Source organism: Ruoffia tabacinasalis (assembly GCF_042652985.1).
Lineage (GTDB): Bacteria > Bacillota > Bacilli > Lactobacillales > Aerococcaceae > Ruoffia > Ruoffia tabacinasalis.
Genome location: NZ_JBHSHQ010000042.1, coordinates 21260 through 37193, shown reverse-complemented (window position 1 = coordinate 37193; position 15934 = coordinate 21260). Strand labels below are relative to the sequence as shown.

Below are 15934 nucleotides of genomic sequence, written 5' to 3'. Positions count from 1 at the left end.
TTACTTAAAATAAATCAACCCATAAAGGAGTTCAAAATGAGTATTTTAGAAAATTATGTTTTAGATAACTTTGATAAGCCGATTCGTGAGTGTTCGGATCAAGAGATGTATAAGGTCTTACTAGATCTTGTTCGTGACAAATCACGTGAATTACCTACAAATGATGACAAAAAGAAGAAATTATACTACTTTAGTGCGGAGTTCTTAATTGGTAAATTATTATCAAATAACCTTTTAAACTTAGGTATTTACGATGAAGTAAACAATGAGTTAATCGCCAATGGTAAAAACATCATGGACATTGAGCAAGCAGAATTAGAACCTTCATTAGGTAATGGTGGATTAGGTCGTTTAGCAGCTTGTTTTGTCGATTCAATTACAACTTTAGGTATTAATGGTGATGGTGTTGGACTGAATTATCATTTTGGTTTATTTAAACAAGTCTTTAAAGATAACCAACAAACTCAACTCCCTGATCCATGGATTACGGAAGAATCATGGTTAATCAAAAACGAAAAATCATATGAAGTGCCATTTAATAACTTTACTCTAAAATCAACTTTATATGATATCGATGTCTTAGGTTATAATAGCGATACTCGAAATCGATTACGACTGTTCGACTTAGATTCAGTAACAAGTGATATTATCGAAGAAGGAACGATTCACTTTGATAAGACTAATATCGAAGAAAACTTAACATTATTCCTATACCCTGATGATTCAGACCGTGAAGGAGAATTATTAAGAATTTTCCAACAATACTTTATGGTATCGAACGGTGCGCAGTTGATTCTTGATGAAGCTGTTGCTCGTGGAAGTAATTTACACGATTTAGCAGAATATGCAGTCATTCAAATTAACGATACTCACCCTGCTTTCGTTATTCCAGAAATGATTCGTCTATTAACACAACGTGGTATTGATTTTGATGAAGCCATTCAAATCACTCAAACAATGACAGCATTCACTAACCATACAATCTTAGCTGAAGCTTTAGAAAAATGGCCAATAGATGAATTAGAACAAGTTATGCCAGAAATTGCGAACATTATCCGTGAATTAGATAATCGTAAAAAAGATGAATTCCCTAATAATCACGCCGTATCAATTATTGATGAACACGACCGTGTACATATGGCACATATGGCTATTCATTATGGTTACAGTATCAATGGAGTGGCTGCATTACATACTGAAATCTTAAAAAATTCAGAATTAAAAGCATTCTTTGATATTTATCCGAATAAATTTATTAACAAAACAAACGGTATTACGTTCCGTCGTTGGATTATGGACGCAAATAAAGAACTTGCTGACTTCATTGATGACCTTATTTCAGATGAGTGGAGAACTTCAGCGAATCTAGAACCATTATTAGACTTTAAAGATGATGAAAATGTCATTACTAAATTGCGTGCAATAAAGTTTAATAATAAACAACGTCTAAGTCATCGTTTAGAAACTATGCAAGATGTTAAGATTAATGAACACTCTATTATTGATGTTCAGATCAAACGTATTCACGAATATAAACGTCAACAAATGTTATTACTTTATATCATTCATAAATACAAAGATATTAAGAACGGTAATATTCCAAAAACACCGATTACAATTATCTTTGGTGGTAAAGCAGCAGCTGCATATACAATCGCAAGAGATATCATTCACGCTATCTTAACTGTATCTGAAATTATCGCCAATGATGATGATGTCAATAAGCATTTTCAAGTGGTTATGGTAGAGAACTATAACGTAACTCATGCACAATACTTAATTCCAGCTACTGATATTTCAGAACAAATTTCGCTCGCATCTAAAGAAGCAAGTGGAACAGGTAACATGAAATTCATGCTGAATGGTGCCTTAACATTATGTACTTTAGATGGTGCTAACGTTGAGATTGCCGATTTAGTTGGTGAGGAAAATATCTATATCTTCGGTAAACGAAGTGAAGAAATCGTAGATTTATATGCTACAAATGGTTACAACGCTCGTTCATACTATGAACGCGAAACAATTAAACCGTTAGTTGATTTCTTAATTGATCCTAAGATGCTTGAATTAGGTAACGAAGATCGCTTATCTCGCTTACATTCTGACATGATTAACAAAGATTACTTCATGGCTTTAATTGACCTTGAAGAATTCATTGAAACCAAAGAGAAAGTTTATGAAGATTACGAAGACCACGATACATGGACTCGTAAAACATTAATTAACATTGCTAAAGCAGGATTCTTCTCTTCAGATAGAACAATTAATGAATATAACCGTGATATCTGGCATTTAGAACAAGAAATTAAAAACGTAAATTAATATAATGTTTTGATACATGAGCAAAAGGGCAATTCCGTTTGGAATTGCCCTTTTTTTGTTCAAATTAAATAACTTTACGTTCAAATGGCTCGATACTAATTCCGTCATTCAATACTTGTTTTGCATATTCTTTTGCTGAAAATAACGAGTGGTCTTTATAATTCCCACATTCGATTGCTGTTGTTGCTTCAATCACATCTGCTTCAATAATTATATTTAAGACTTTCTTTAATGCTTCTGCAATCTCTTCTGGACTGTGATCATTCCAAGCAACCATGTAGAAACCAGTACGGCAACCCATTGGCGAGATATCGATAAGACCTTCGATTTCAACACGCATATGAATTGCTAAGAAGTGCTCTAATGTATGAACAGCACTTGTTGGTAAAGCATCTTTGTTAGGTTGTAGAAATCTTAAATCATACTTCTCAATTACTGCTCCCTTTTCATGCTCTTCTTTACCCGCTAACCTTACATAAGGTGCTATTACTTTGTTATGATCTAACGAAAAACTTTCTACTTTAGCCATTATCATTGTCCTCCTTGTTTTATATAGACGTATTCTTGTTTTCTTTCATATCATATCTTAACATAACCTAGAATAAAGGTCATTTAAGAAATATTTCAGACAAAAAAATCCAGCAAGCACCGGGGGAGATGCTTGCTGGATTCGGAGATTTTGAATGTTTTAATTATATTATTTTCTATCTCTCCAAAGTTTTGTATCCCATAAACCACAGAATGGATCCACTGAGCTTACACCTTGGAATTCAGATTCGCCAGCTAATTTCTTAACTAGTTCTTCCATTGTTACTAACATACCATCGTAAGTATTAATGTAAGTACCTACTTGTGGAACGTCAGCTAAATCGAATGGATTTTGCACTGAAACATAGATAGTTGGAATTTCATGTACATAGAATGGGCTATCTGGAGTACCTTTAGATGCTGGCCAAATAGTACGTTGGATAGTACCACCACTGTTAACATCACCTACGTTAATGATTAAATCATAATTTTCAGTTAAGTTAGCAATTGGTTGTTTTTGAGCATAAACGTTCGCAATAGCTGCTCCACGTTCTTCTTCGGGTAACTTCATGATTTTCTCTTCAGTTGATTCCCAAATTGATACTTCATGTCCACGTTCTTCTAATAATGCTTTCAAGTGGTCATGTGCTTTTGGTTTATTACCAGCGATCATAGCACCGAATCCACCTTTAATACCTGAAACTGGTACTAATAAGATACGTTTGTAACGTTCTGGTGTTACTGGGAATAAATCTTTTTGTTTATCTTTAACTAAAGTGATTGCTTTATCTGCAACGTCACGAACAACTGCAGTGTTTGCTTCTGTCGCGATTCTAGATAGAGCTTCTTCTTTTGGTAACATAATTTCTTCACGTGGAGTGTTATGTAAACCAATTTTAGCTTTTAGACCTAAAGTACGACGAATTGCATCGTGTAAACGTTCTTCAGTTAATAGACCGTTTTCTAGTCCTTCTTTCATCCATTGGAAGTCTTCGTCTGGATCATTGAAGAATAAGTCACATCCAGTTTCAATCGCTGTTGGTAACATTTCACGACGAGGTAATGAAGCAGTCATCGCTACCATGTGTGAAGCATCTGTTACGATAATACCGTTAAATCCAACTTTACCACGTAATAATTCGTCTAATAAAGTTTTGTTTAATGACGCTGGTAAGAAATCATCTTCGTCACGTTCTGGGTGTAATGCTTTTTCGTATTCTGGTAAGTGAATTTGTTCAGGAGGGAACTGTCTAGATAATGCACCGGTGGAAAACTTTTTTGGTTTATTGAAGCAAGAAATGTACTGCGGTGAAACAATTGAAAGTATCGGGGAGTTAGAAGTACGAATCAGATCATATATTTACTGGTACAATCACGAATGTATTAAATCAAAACTAAACGGCTTGTCACCTATTCAATATAGGTGACAAGCCGCTTAAAAAATATTCAATTAAAGTCCATTTTTAAGGGTGCACTACATTCAGTGGTGTTTTTCAAGTTGTTTTTTCTTATTTTTTAATAAACCTCTGCGGTTTGTTACAATATGAATTCGCATCACATCTTCCGCTAAAATCGGATCCCTACCTTTAATTGCATCAACAATCTCCCTATGCGATACAATCGTTTCATCTTTAATTCGGTTACTCGTGTAATAATCATTATAAAGTGAAATTGATTGGTTAATCACCGGAATTAAGTTTGACATAGCTACGTTGCCACTCATCTCAGATACTAACTTGTGAAATTCAATATCTTTCTCAAAATGTTTATCACTGAATTCGCCGATTTTTTCTTCAATTTCAAGACGAATTTTATCTAATTCTTCGATTTGTTCTTCAGTTGCATTTGTCGCTGCCAGACCAGCAACACGTGGTTCTAGAAGATACCTAATCTCAAATAAGTCTTCTGTTAGTTTAAGTGTATCTTTTACAAAGCTAAATCCCAGTGGATCATCAACGATTCCTGTATTCTCACTAACATAAGTTCCTGAGCCTTGTCTGACTTCAAGAATATTACGTGATACAAGCGTACGAACAGCTTCTCTTAATGTACTTCGCCCGACATTCACTTCTTCTGCTAACTTATATTCGTTCGGAAGTTTATCTCCTGTGGATAAGTTATTCGTAATAATGTAGTTTAAGATAGACTCACTTGTTTGTTCAATTAAAGACTTAGCAGTCCCTTCCATATTCTTTCCTCCATATCATCTGATGTCTTCTATTATATATTACACTTTTTTTACGTTTTTGCAAATGCTTTCAGTGTGTTTTAATCGGTTTTCACATCATTTTATATCATATATGTATAGAGCATTTTGGATTTCTTTACGCATATCCTTTGAGCGCCATTCTTTTACATAACCCAGTGAATTCGTTATGTAAAGCGTTCCTTCCCTTTCAACTTCTCCTCTAAAATGAACATGACCCATAATACTTTTCTCGATGGGGTACTTTTCATATAAGGATAGTAAATCATCTGTAGCAATATAAGCATTAAAAAAATCGAATACTCTATGAGGTAATGGCATCGTAAATTCTGGAATAGTAATCATATGAGTGACTAAAATGTAGCTTTCAGCTTGTAGTTTTTGGATATCTTTTTCGATGATTTCTGCAAAGTATTTCGACATTTCTGGATCTTCTTTTGGCCATTGGATATATTTCTTATCTTGCCAAGTTACACCTTTATAGCGCCCTTTTTTAATTTTGTCTAAGCTAAATTTTTCTTTATTGTATTTCACATAATTGTACCAAGCTGTATGACCAACTAGACCAACATTATTATTCAACATGATTGGTGATTCGATGAGACATTGTGGATGTTCTTTGTATTGTTTATAGATGTTCATCGTATTTATATCTGCTTTATCTGATGCTCGGTCCCATAAATCATGATTGCCAGGAATAAAATACACTTGAATATTAGTTTGACTTTGTAGTTTTTCAACAAAATCCGTTGTTGTCTTGTAACTATTCGTAATATCTCCACCGATAACTAGCGTCTCTATGGTATTCTTCTTAATTATTTCTGACATGGTGTCTAAATAATCTTGTACTTCATAAGTAAAATTATCAACATGTAAATCGGATATAAAACCTATGCGCATGCTTCATTCGCCTCCCTCTCAACAATTTGATAGAATCAAAAAAACGGTTCTTTTTAATATATACATGCTCTATTAAAGCACAGTATATAACAAATTTAGAACCGTTTCCTAATTATTTCTTTGTTATTTTAATTTGATTGTGGCAACTAAATCACCTTTAGATACCGTTCCACTTGCTTTTACATCGATATTTTCAATCACTTCTGCGCCGTTTGTAAACACAATAATCATGTCTTTATCTTTATCATTTGCTTCGAGTTCAGATAAATTAACGTCTGCTATATCGTCACCTTTTGAAACTTGAGTGTTCTCATTTACATGAATGGTAAATGGCTTACCTTCTAGAGAAACTGTGTCGATTCCCATATGTAGTAATATTTCTAATTCACCGACTGTGAAACTCACCGCATGTTTTGTTGGGAAAATGTTGTCTACTTGTCCATCTACGGGTGAACTGATTGTACCATTATTCGGTCTAATCGCAAAGCCGTCTCCCATCATCTTTTGAGCAAAAACTTCATCTTGTACATCTTCAATATTGACAAATTCCCCGTCACACATTGCATAGACATTAACTTCTTTTACTACTTCTTTTTTATCTTTCTTCTTAAAAAAATCAAACATATCTCTTTACCTCCTATTATTATTCACTTTAATTATACGATTAAAGCGCTCTATTACAAAATAATATCACTTAGGGTAACTTTCTTCCGCCACTTTTATAAACGTCATACCATTCTTGCTTAGTCAAATTAATTGAAAAAGCCTCACTCATATTTTTAATACGTTTAGGTGACATCGATCCAGCAATCGTCTGCATTTTAGCTGGATGACGATTAATCCAGGCAATCACAATCGCTTCTAGTGAAACGTTATAGTGTTCAGCTAAATTTTTCATCACCTTAGTCATTTCTTCATAGTCAGGATGATTAATAAATAATCCTTCACTCAATGAAACTTGAAACGGTGACCACGGTTGAATCGTAATATCATTTAAGCGGCAATACTCAAGAATGCCTCCATCATGATTGACTGACAAGTCATTCGTCATATTCACATTAAATCCTGCATCAATCATTGGTGTATGAGCGGGTCCAAATTGCAATTGATTCGCAATGAGTGGACGATTCAAGTGTTTTTGTAATAACTTGATTTGCCCAGGATTTTGGTTTGAAACACCAAAATATCTCACTTTACCACTCATATATAATACATCAAATGCTTCTGCCACTTCTTCTGGCTCCATTAAGGTATCGGGTCTATGAAGTAATAGCATATCTAAGTATTCTGTATCCAATCTTTCTAAGATACCGTCTGTCGCCTTCAAAATATGTTCTTTTGAGAAATCAAAGTAGCCATCACGAATACCTACTTTAGATTGTAGAATAATGTCTTCTCGTCTAACTTCTGAATCTTTAAGTGCTTGGGCGAACAATATTTCCGATTGACCTTTTCCATAAATATCTGCGTGATCAAAGAGTGTAATTCCTTGTTCAAAGGCCGTATTAATGACTTCAACAGCTTTCTCTTTTGATTCATCTGCCATTCTCATACAGCCTAAGCCTAATTGACTGGCTGACAGTTGTGAAGATCCTATCTTAATCTTTTCCATTACAATCCACCTTTATATTTATTGCTTATATTTTAGTTCTCCATTTAAAAATGTTGCTTTTAATTCTAGGTCTTCTCCTACAATTATAAAGTCAGCATCTAAACCTGCTTTAATTTGTCCACATACATCATCAATATCGACTGACTTAGCTGGTGAGTATGATGCCATTCTTAAAGCATCTGCTTGAGACACAATGCCCCATTCAAACATATTCCGTACACTTTCATTTAAGCGAAGAATCGATCCAGCTAGATTCCCACCATCTTTCAGGCGAGCTTGTCCGTCTTTTACTATAACTTCAAGTTCCCCTAACATTGATTCACCGTCACCTAAGCCTCCTGCACGCATACAATCTGTTACAAGGACCGTTTCTTTAGGTCCGCGAGCTTTAACTACGACTTGAGCTGCTCCTGGGTGAACATGATGCCCATCACTAATTAATTCTGCGAAGACATTATCTAAGCCTAGTGCTGCCCCAACCATTCCAGGATTACGATGATGAAGTCCACTCATGGCATTGTAAGTATGAACAAATATATTTGCTCCAGCGTCCACGGCTTCTTTCGCTTCTTCATAACTAGCATCACTGTGAGCTAAGGCTGTTTTTACGCCAATTGTGTTTGCGAACTTGATAAATTCTTTTACTCCATCACGTTCCGGTGCAATCGCAATCTTCTTAACTAAGTCTTTCGATAAGTCATTCCAATGTTTTAACTTTTCAATCGATGGATCACTCATATAAGCTAAGTTTTGAGCGCCTTTATACTTTTCAGTAAAGAATGGTCCTTCTAGAAAAATACCGCGTATCTTTGCGCCTGCCACATCTTCATAGTTGTCTCCGATTGTTTGGCATACGTCGTTTAACTGCTCTGTTGGCGCTGTTAACGTCGTAGGTAGCCATGATGTCACACCACACGCTAGCAGTGCTTCTGATATCTCTTGAATCCCTTTGAAATCATTATCCATCACATCATGTCCCACATACCCATGGATATGTGTATCCACAAGCCCGGGTGCAATCGTATCTTCAGAATAATCTAAGATGTCGCCATCCGTTGGTTTCTCTAATGTTATCCCATTGAACTTGCCATCTTCTATAGCTAAGTAGCCATCTTCAATGACTTCGTCGGTTAAAATTATTTTTTTAGCGTGTACATATTGTGTCATGTATTTCAACTCCTCCCTTTTCAATTTACTTATATGATTATCATACCATTTTTTCGATTGAAAATGCCTTCATTTTACATCTATTTATAACAAAACACTCGTTAAAGAATGTATCGGTGACAACTTGTAATTGTGTCAATCATTCATTCAACGAGTGTAAATCTTTTATTTTTTAATTACTTCTTCTGTGTCTACATCAAAGAAATGACCTTTATTCATATTGAAAGCAAGTTCTACCGTTTCGCCAGGTCCATGAGTATCACGTGCGTCTACACGGGCAACAAACGTTGTATCTCCTACTTTCGAGTGAAGCATTGTCTCAGACCCCATTAACTCAGACACTACAACTTCAGCGTTAACACGTGCTTCAGAGTGTAAGTCTAGTGCCACTTGCTCTGCATTAATGTCTTCTGGACGAATACCGAATACGACATCTTTTCCTTCGTAGCCTTTCTCTTCTAATAGACGACGAGCAGGTTCGTATACTTCAACATCAATTTCTTTACCATCTGTGATACGTCCATTTGAATAAGTTACATTAAAGAAGTTCATTGCAGGTGACCCCATAAATCCAGCCACGAACATGTTCACTGGGTGATCATATACTTCTCTTGGTGAACCAATTTGTTGGATAAGCCCACGGTCCATAATGACAATGCGTGTTGCTAAAGTCATCGCTTCCGTTTGGTCATGGGTAACGTAAATCGTTGTTGTGTTTAATGTGTTATGTAATCTAGCGATTTCCGTACGCATTTGAACACGTAACTTCGCATCTAAGTTTGATAAAGGCTCATCCATCAAGAACACTTTTGCGTCACGAACAATCGCACGACCTAGTGCCACACGTTGTCTTTGTCCACCAGATAAAGCTGCTGGTTTACGTTCTAAGAACTCTGTTAATCCTAAAGTTTCAGCTGCTGAATCGACACGCTTTTTGATTTCATCTTTTGAATATTTACGTAATTTTAAACCATAAGCCATATTATCAAATACAGTCATATGTGGATAAAGAGCGTAGTTTTGGAACACCATTGCTATGTTTCTATCTTTTGGCTCAACATCATTCATCACTTCTTCATCGATAACTAGCTCGCCTTTTGTAATGTCTTCAAGACCAGCAATCATTCTAAGTGTTGTTGATTTTCCACATCCTGATGGTCCGACAAAGACGATAAACTCTTTGTCATCGATTTCTAAATTAAAGTCAGAAACAGAATAAGTATCATTTCCTGGGTATTGTTTATAAATATTATTTAAATTTATTTTAACCATTATAGTATAGCTCCTTTATTTTTTGGTAGTAGCAATCCATTAATTATCCTTTATTTATTCTGTACATAAGTATCATTAAAGTGTGTCTTCCAATAAACCCACATTAACATAAGAACAAATAACAATCCTTGAACCGTCAACATTGTTGTTGGGTTTCCACTAATTAAACCAATGACCATGGCAATTAAAGTTGGTAATCCTAAACAATTTAAGACGATGGTTAAAGCTTCAGAATATGAATTAATATCGTACATATCATTTTTGCGCATAAAGGATAGAAAGAAACTTGATCCTAATACTAATAATAGTAGACTCACTATTATTAGTGCACTCAATTGAATATAATTTGTTAAGACAATTGATGTTCGATTACTCCAAAACCATTGTTGTGACATGAGTGTTTTTAAACTCCCCACATCTTCGACTTCATTCATTGCTTTATCACCCGTGTAAGGTTGATAAAATAGAGATGAGCTGTCTTCGCCAAAAATGGTCTGATCAGAAGTATAAATTATACCTCCTCGATCACTCAATAATGTTTCAGCTGCTTCAGTTGAAGGTGCTAAGCCAATAATGAGTTCATCATTTTCTTTAATGATTTTTTCTTCAGTAATCATAAGATCTGTTCCGCTATTATCAAGTGTATTTAACTCTTGAACGACTGATTCGTCGATATAATCCATCACTTCTGGCACATAGTTTGTTAGGTCTGCGCCAGTTGTTCTACCTAACTGAAATGATAAAGGTATCATCATTAATGAAGCGAGTAGAATCATGACAACTAGCTTTTGCCAGTGTTTTAAATACTGTCTTTGTGTAAAGCTTTTAACTGCAGAGAAAGCAGTTATAAAATAATTAATTGGAAATACTTGCGCCATATAAAATCCTTCCTTATCTAACCTTTAGTACCACCACTCGTTAATCCAGATACAAAGTTCTTTTGTAACATAAAGAATAGAATGGAGATTGGAACCGCAATTAAGATTGCACCAGCGGCAAAGAGTGCGACACGTTGATTTCGAGTGTCATTAATAAAAGTTTGTAAACCAACAGCGACCGTATATGATTCTTGACTTCTTAATAAGAATCTAGCTAACATGTAATCCCCGAAAGGTCCCATGAATGCCCATAAAGCTTGAACGGCGATCATAGGTCTAACCAGTGGTGTTACAATCTCCCAGAACGTTCTAATATGTCCGGCACCGTCAATTTTTGCGGATTCATCTAAGTCATAAGGTACTGTATCAAAGTATCCTTTCATTAAGTAAGTATTCATTGGAATACCTCCACCAATATAAAGGAATGAAAGGAACCAAAATTCATTAATCGCATCTAATAAGAAAGCCATGACGAAGAAGGCTGTTAAAGCTGCGGTTGTTGGAACCATTTGGATAATTAAAAACATCATTAAACTATTTTTACGTCCCATAAAACGGTAACGACTGTATGCGTAACCTGCTAAAGTAACAATGGTTACTTGAACAATCATTGTACTGAAGGCTACGATTAATGTGTTGACATACCATCTACCATACATCGTCTCATCGAATAATCGTCTAAAGTTATCTAACGTCCATGTTGCATTTAAATCTAATGAGAAGGACGTGATGTTACCTGCCTGAAAGGCCGAACTCGCTGTTACTAAAAGCGGGTAAATGATAATAATCGATAAGACAATCATAAATAGATACGTTAAGATCTGACTGATGAGTCTTTTTGTTTTCGCTGAACCTTTCTTCTTCATAATTATTCATCCTCCATGTTAAATGCATTTGTCCGTTTAAATACAATCAACGTCACACCAATAACGATAAATGATACGATGATTGTTAAAGCAGCTGCAAGTGAATATTGAGGGGAGTTATTCGTCGTCAGCTTGAATATCCAAGAAATTAAGATATCCGTCTGTCCGGCCCCGCCACCCGCACTTCCGGGTCCACCATCATTAAATAGATAGATCATTGAGAAGTTATTAAAGTTTCCAGTATATTGAGTAACGAATACTGGTGCTGCTACAGCTAAAACTGTTGGCATTGTGATGTCACGGAAACGTCTAATAGCTCCAGCGCCATCAATTTTGGCTGCTTCATATAAATCTTCAGGAATCGCTTGTAAAATACTTGTCGTCATAACGTAAATATAAGGGAAACCTAACCAACCTTGAATCATAATAATTGCAACTTTGGTCCAATAAGGATCTGTCTTCCAAGCAATTCGTCCGATATCCAAGAATGGGATAAAGTTATTTAGAAACGGAATAACTTGGGTGTTAATGGCTCCAACTGAATCGTTAAACATATTCGAGAATGACATAATTGTAATGAACGCAGGCACAGCCCACGGTAATAAGAAAATAACCCCAAAAATACGTTTACCTTTAATGAACGGTTGGTTAGCAATGACTGCTGTGAACACTCCTAAAACAATTTGTAATGTAGTCGCACATAGCGTCCAAATAATTGTCCAAGAGAATACCGATGTGAATGCATCACGGAAAGTACTTAAAGTGAATATATTAAGAAAGTTTTCTAAACCTACCCAACTTAATAATTTTGCCGGTGGCATATTCATAATACTGTAGTCCATGAATGCCATAAATATCGTTACGAGAACTGGGAATATAATTGCAAAGATCATTGCTAAGTATGCCGGTACAATTAATAAATATGGAAATCCATTTTTATATACATTATTAAAAAGTTCACGGAAAGTTTTATTTACGTGAATACCAGAGTTCCAGTGTGACGCCACTTTCTTCGCATCATAAATATTGAATACGTAGAAAAATAAAAATATGACTGTAACTAATACTTGTAATGTTCCTCGAATCATCATAAATAATGAATGATCTTCCATCGGTGTTGTTCCAAGCGTTACTAAATCATATATGGCTTGAATTCCAAAAACATTTAATTCATAAACGAATAAAACAGCTACAGCTAAAAATAAGATACCTTTTATAATTTGCTTATTATAAAGTTGCCCAAGACCTGGGATAATCGATAAGGCAGCTACCAATTTTTCATTTTGAATTGACTTTTTTTCCACTTCCATCATAAAGCCTCCTCTAATACTTCCCAAACTAATGATTAAAAAATCTGGCTGGCGTAGGCCAACCAGACATTGTTAGTTAATTTCAGTATTAATAATTTTGTTGAATTGTTTGCGTAATTAACTCAACTGCATCATTTGCTGAATCTTCTGCAGTTTTAGTTCCTGAAGCTGCATCAAACATTAAACTTTCAGCTCCTACCCATACCTCGGCCATTTGAGGGATATTTGGCATTGGTACTGCGTTTTCATATACTTCAATTACAGCTGCTGTTAACTCGCTGTCTGATTGAGCTGCTTGCTCACGAGCTACTTGGTTCGCAGGAATTTCGCCTAAGCGTTCGTACATAATTGTTTGTTGCTCTTCACTAGTTACCCAGTTTAAGAACTCTTGTGCTAATTCAGTTTTTTCAGTAAAGGCTGAGATTGCCCATGCTTTCCCTCCACCAAATGGTTTGTATTCTTCACCATTAGGTAATGTTGGGATTGTTGTAGTAGCATAAGGAATTCCAGAGTTATTGAAATCATTTGCCATCCAAGGTCCAGTAATTACTGCAGCAGTATTACCTTCCATGAATGATTGGTTAATGAAGTCTGTTGCACTTGTTACGTCTAACATACCTTGTGGCCATGTGTTTTGGTACCAGTTTGTTGCGTATTCAATTGCTTCGATAGCACCTTCATTATTTAATCCGATGTCTTCAGTATTTGTCCCATCTTCACCAAATACATATCCACCGTAACCAGCTAATAGACCATAAGTCATATAGAAGTCAACCCAGTTAGTTAAGAAACCAACGTTACGTCCTTCTTCACCTTCGAATGCGAAACGCTCATCTTGAGAAATCGCTTCTAATTCTTCAAATGTTTCAGGGGCAGCGTCTAGTAATTCTGTATTATAGAACATTACTAAAGTTTCAATAACAGTTGGCGCTCCATAAATTTGACCGTCCATTGTTACTTGTTGCTGATCCGTTTCATCGTAGCCTGCGTCTTCATTTAGAGTCACAGGTTGGATTAAACCTTGCATACTTAATGAACCAATACGGTCATAAGGTGCGATAACTACGTCCGCTCCTGTTCCAGCAGGTCCATCTAATGCTAAACCATCTAATACTTCGAACATGTCAGTGTCCCAAACTTCAACACTTACACCATGCTCTTCTTCAAAAGCTTCGATATTTTCAATAACATAGTCATAATGACCAGCGGCAGAGATAATTAGTGTTTCCTCTTGTGCTAATACTTCCTGTGCAGGTAGTAAGACACTTGCAGCGACAGATGCTCCTAGAATCGCAGTTGTAGCACCTGTAACAATTTTTTTCCAATCAAATTTCATTGATTTTCCTCCTATTTTTGCGTTTGTGTAAACGCTTTAATTACTACAATTATAATACCGCAATCGTTTGCATTAATCAAGCGTTTTCAAATAAAAAATTCACATTTATTTCATAATTAGTAATTATTCACAAGTAAAGCCAGTGGCGTATTGGCTATATCTAGCTTTCCGTCAGTAATTGTTACTTTTTCATCTGAAATTAAATTCGTATATTCGCCATCTGCGACTGGGAAATCGATGAGTCCTTCTGAGTCTTTTAAGTTAAAGACTCCATAAAAAGTTTGTTGAGCATTTTTATAATTTAAAGTCACTGTATTTGTCTTATTATCTGCTTCCAGTGAATATAAACCATCTAATGGAACAAATTCTTTCTGAACATGGGCTAACTTAGCTAAAAACTCGCTGATATCATGCCCACTCTCCCAGTCAATCGGGTCACGATCAAATAAACTTGGTGTCATCTCAGCTAATACTTCTTGTCCGTTATAAATAAGTGAAGACCCTTTTTGCATAAAGGTAAAAGCCGTCCATTGCATTAATTCACTGTCTTTTGGGATACGATGTCTAATTCGTAAGTGGTCATGGTTTTCTAAGTTTCTCATCTTCACATAATTCCAAGGATATGTATAATCTTGTACTTTAAGACGTTCGATATAAGCTTCAATATCAATCTTACCTTCTAAATATAGTTCAAAATGATCATGAACATCATAATCATAAGTCATATCAAAGGCTTGATAAATTTCGCTATCACTTTGTGCAATCATATCTTTTGATCTTAATTCGCGAATAAAACCTGGGTGTACTGATTCTGATAACCAAATCACTTCTGAATTAATTTCTTCTACCGCTTCACGTGCTTGTAACCAAAACTCAATCGGTACTAAAGGTGCCACATCACATCTAAACCCATCTACACCACGTTTAACCCATTGTTCTAGTGATTCAATTTGGTAATTCCATAGATCAGGATGCTGATAATCCAAATCAACAATGTCACTCCAGTCACCGACACGGTTTCCAAAATGACCTTCGGCTGTTTTATAAAACCAGTCAGGATGTTCGTTAGCAAGGATAGAATCAGGCGATGTATGATTATAGACAATATCTATCATAACTTTCATTCCACGATTGTGGATTTCTTCAATTAATTCTTCAAAGTCCTCCATAGTACCGTAATTTGGGTCGACACTGCGGTAATCTTTAATCGCATATGGTGAGCCATCTTCCCCTTTGCGGCTCTCCTCACCTATAGGATACATCGGGAGAAACCAGACGATATCTGTGCCTAAATCTTTGATTCGATCTAACTCAGAAACGACTGCTTTGAATGTACCTTCTTCAGTGAAATTTCTAACAAAGATACTGTAAATTACAGATTTTCTTAAGTTAATACTTCTTTGTTTTGCCATTCAATCTTCCTTTCTTCATTTAGTAAAACGTTTGCATAAAATATACAAAAACAATCCCCTTTTGTAAAGTGAAATGTTAATTAAAATATAATTAACTTGAGTTATAATCTTTACAAAGGGGATGT

Annotated in this window: 13 protein-coding genes and 2 pseudogenes; 2 read left to right on the top strand and 13 right to left on the bottom strand. The window is 35.5% G+C overall.

Annotation, left to right across the window (positions count from 1 at the left end; genetic code table 11):
• Window positions 1–36: 36 nt before the first annotated feature.
• Window positions 37–2322: a glycogen/starch/alpha-glucan phosphorylase gene (locus ACFO5Y_RS07220; protein ID WP_197104684.1), complete on the top strand. Its 2286-nt coding sequence runs from the start codon at window positions 37–39 to the stop codon at window positions 2320–2322.
• 64 nt (window positions 2323–2386) lie between these two features.
• On the opposite strand, the gene ACFO5Y_RS07215 is transcribed toward ACFO5Y_RS07220, so the two are convergent.
• Together ACFO5Y_RS07215 and ACFO5Y_RS07210 are read right to left on the bottom strand one after the other, a co-directional pair.
• On the bottom strand, window positions 2387–2851 hold the full coding sequence (locus ACFO5Y_RS07215) for an S-ribosylhomocysteine lyase (protein ID WP_197104683.1): 465 nt from the start codon (window positions 2849–2851) through the stop codon (window positions 2387–2389).
• 168 nt (window positions 2852–3019) lie between these two features.
• Window positions 3020–4081 (bottom strand): annotated as a pseudogene (locus tag ACFO5Y_RS07210) (glycoside hydrolase family 3 N-terminal domain-containing protein); the annotation flags it as partial.
• A 10-nt stretch (window positions 4082–4091) separates the two neighbouring features.
• On the opposite strand from ACFO5Y_RS07210, the pseudogene ACFO5Y_RS07205 reads away from it, so the two are divergent.
• Window positions 4092–4277, top strand: a pseudogene (locus ACFO5Y_RS07205) (IS3 family transposase); the annotation flags it as partial.
• 53 nt (window positions 4278–4330) lie between these two features.
• On the opposite strand, the gene ACFO5Y_RS07200 reads toward ACFO5Y_RS07205, so the two are convergent.
• The 11 genes from ACFO5Y_RS07200 to ACFO5Y_RS07150 all read right to left on the bottom strand — a co-directional run bounded on the left by ACFO5Y_RS07200 (window position 4331) and on the right by ACFO5Y_RS07150 (window position 15809).
• Complete coding sequence (locus ACFO5Y_RS07200; RefSeq protein ID WP_197104682.1) at window positions 4331–5038, bottom strand: FadR/GntR family transcriptional regulator; 708 nt, start codon at window positions 5036–5038, stop codon at window positions 4331–4333.
• Window positions 5039–5134: 96 nt separating this feature from the next.
• A complete protein-coding gene (locus tag ACFO5Y_RS07195) occupies window positions 5135–5956 on the bottom strand; it encodes a metallophosphoesterase (RefSeq protein WP_197104681.1) in 822 nt (273 codons plus the stop codon).
• 123 nt (window positions 5957–6079) lie between these two features.
• Window positions 6080–6580 carry a PTS sugar transporter subunit IIA gene (locus tag ACFO5Y_RS07190; protein WP_197104680.1) on the bottom strand — a complete coding sequence of 167 codons (501 nt, stop codon included), beginning with the start codon at window positions 6578–6580 and terminating at the stop codon, window positions 6080–6082.
• 70 nt (window positions 6581–6650) lie between these two features.
• Window positions 6651–7568 carry an aldo/keto reductase gene (locus ACFO5Y_RS07185; RefSeq protein ID WP_197104679.1) on the bottom strand — a complete coding sequence of 306 codons (918 nt, stop codon included), beginning with the start codon at window positions 7566–7568 and terminating at the stop codon, window positions 6651–6653.
• Between the two features lie 18 nt (window positions 7569–7586).
• The gene (gene nagA / locus ACFO5Y_RS07180; RefSeq protein ID WP_197104678.1) at window positions 7587–8735 is read right to left on the bottom strand and encodes an N-acetylglucosamine-6-phosphate deacetylase; all 1149 of its coding nucleotides are present in this window, start codon (window positions 8733–8735) and stop codon (window positions 7587–7589) included.
• Between the two features lie 165 nt (window positions 8736–8900).
• Window positions 8901–10007 (bottom strand): ABC transporter ATP-binding protein, encoded by a 1107-nt coding sequence (locus ACFO5Y_RS07175; protein ID WP_197104677.1) that lies wholly within the window; start codon window positions 10005–10007, stop codon window positions 8901–8903.
• Window positions 10008–10057: 50 nt separating this feature from the next.
• On the bottom strand, window positions 10058–10885 hold the full coding sequence (locus ACFO5Y_RS07170; RefSeq protein ID WP_197104676.1) for a DUF1189 family protein: 828 nt from the start codon (window positions 10883–10885) through the stop codon (window positions 10058–10060).
• A 17-nt stretch (window positions 10886–10902) separates the two neighbouring features.
• Window positions 10903–11751 (bottom strand): sugar ABC transporter permease, encoded by an 849-nt coding sequence (locus ACFO5Y_RS07165; protein WP_197104675.1) that lies wholly within the window; start codon window positions 11749–11751, stop codon window positions 10903–10905.
• 2 nt (window positions 11752–11753) lie between these two features.
• Window positions 11754–13061: a carbohydrate ABC transporter permease gene (locus ACFO5Y_RS07160; protein WP_197104674.1), complete on the bottom strand. Its 1308-nt coding sequence runs from the start codon at window positions 13059–13061 to the stop codon at window positions 11754–11756.
• 88 nt (window positions 13062–13149) lie between these two features.
• A complete protein-coding gene (locus ACFO5Y_RS07155) occupies window positions 13150–14397 on the bottom strand; it encodes an extracellular solute-binding protein (RefSeq protein WP_197104673.1) in 1248 nt (415 codons plus the stop codon).
• Window positions 14398–14513: 116 nt separating this feature from the next.
• Window positions 14514–15809: an alpha-amylase family glycosyl hydrolase gene (locus ACFO5Y_RS07150; RefSeq protein WP_197104672.1), complete on the bottom strand. Its 1296-nt coding sequence runs from the start codon at window positions 15807–15809 to the stop codon at window positions 14514–14516.
• Between the last annotated feature and the right edge of the window lie 125 nt (window positions 15810–15934).

What these genes read in the sequence shown, in the direction of transcription:
- ACFO5Y_RS07220 (WP_197104684.1), top strand. Translation starts at nt 37, where the DNA reads ATGAGTATTTTAGAAAATTATGTTTTAGATAACTTTGATAAGCCGATT.
- ACFO5Y_RS07155 (WP_197104673.1), bottom strand. Translation starts at nt 14,397, where the DNA reads ATGAAATTTGATTGGAAAAAAATTGTTACAGGTGCTACAACTGCGATT.
- ACFO5Y_RS07195 (WP_197104681.1), bottom strand. Translation starts at nt 5,956, where the DNA reads ATGCGCATAGGTTTTATATCCGATTTACATGTTGATAATTTTACTTAT.
- ACFO5Y_RS07170 (WP_197104676.1), bottom strand. Translation starts at nt 10,885, where the DNA reads ATGGCGCAAGTATTTCCAATTAATTATTTTATAACTGCTTTCTCTGCA.
- ACFO5Y_RS07175 (WP_197104677.1), bottom strand. Translation starts at nt 10,007, where the DNA reads ATGGTTAAAATAAATTTAAATAATATTTATAAACAATACCCAGGAAAT.
- ACFO5Y_RS07150 (WP_197104672.1), bottom strand. Translation starts at nt 15,809, where the DNA reads ATGGCAAAACAAAGAAGTATTAACTTAAGAAAATCTGTAATTTACAGT.
- ACFO5Y_RS07160 (WP_197104674.1), bottom strand. Translation starts at nt 13,061, where the DNA reads ATGGAAGTGGAAAAAAAGTCAATTCAAAATGAAAAATTGGTAGCTGCC.
- ACFO5Y_RS07185 (WP_197104679.1), bottom strand. Translation starts at nt 7,568, where the DNA reads ATGGAAAAGATTAAGATAGGATCTTCACAACTGTCAGCCAGTCAATTA.
- ACFO5Y_RS07165 (WP_197104675.1), bottom strand. Translation starts at nt 11,751, where the DNA reads ATGAAGAAGAAAGGTTCAGCGAAAACAAAAAGACTCATCAGTCAGATC.
- ACFO5Y_RS07200 (WP_197104682.1), bottom strand. Translation starts at nt 5,038, where the DNA reads ATGGAAGGGACTGCTAAGTCTTTAATTGAACAAACAAGTGAGTCTATC.
- nagA (WP_197104678.1), bottom strand. Translation starts at nt 8,735, where the DNA reads ATGACACAATATGTACACGCTAAAAAAATAATTTTAACCGACGAAGTC.
- ACFO5Y_RS07215 (WP_197104683.1), bottom strand. Translation starts at nt 2,851, where the DNA reads ATGGCTAAAGTAGAAAGTTTTTCGTTAGATCATAACAAAGTAATAGCA.
- ACFO5Y_RS07190 (WP_197104680.1), bottom strand. Translation starts at nt 6,580, where the DNA reads ATGTTTGATTTTTTTAAGAAGAAAGATAAAAAAGAAGTAGTAAAAGAA.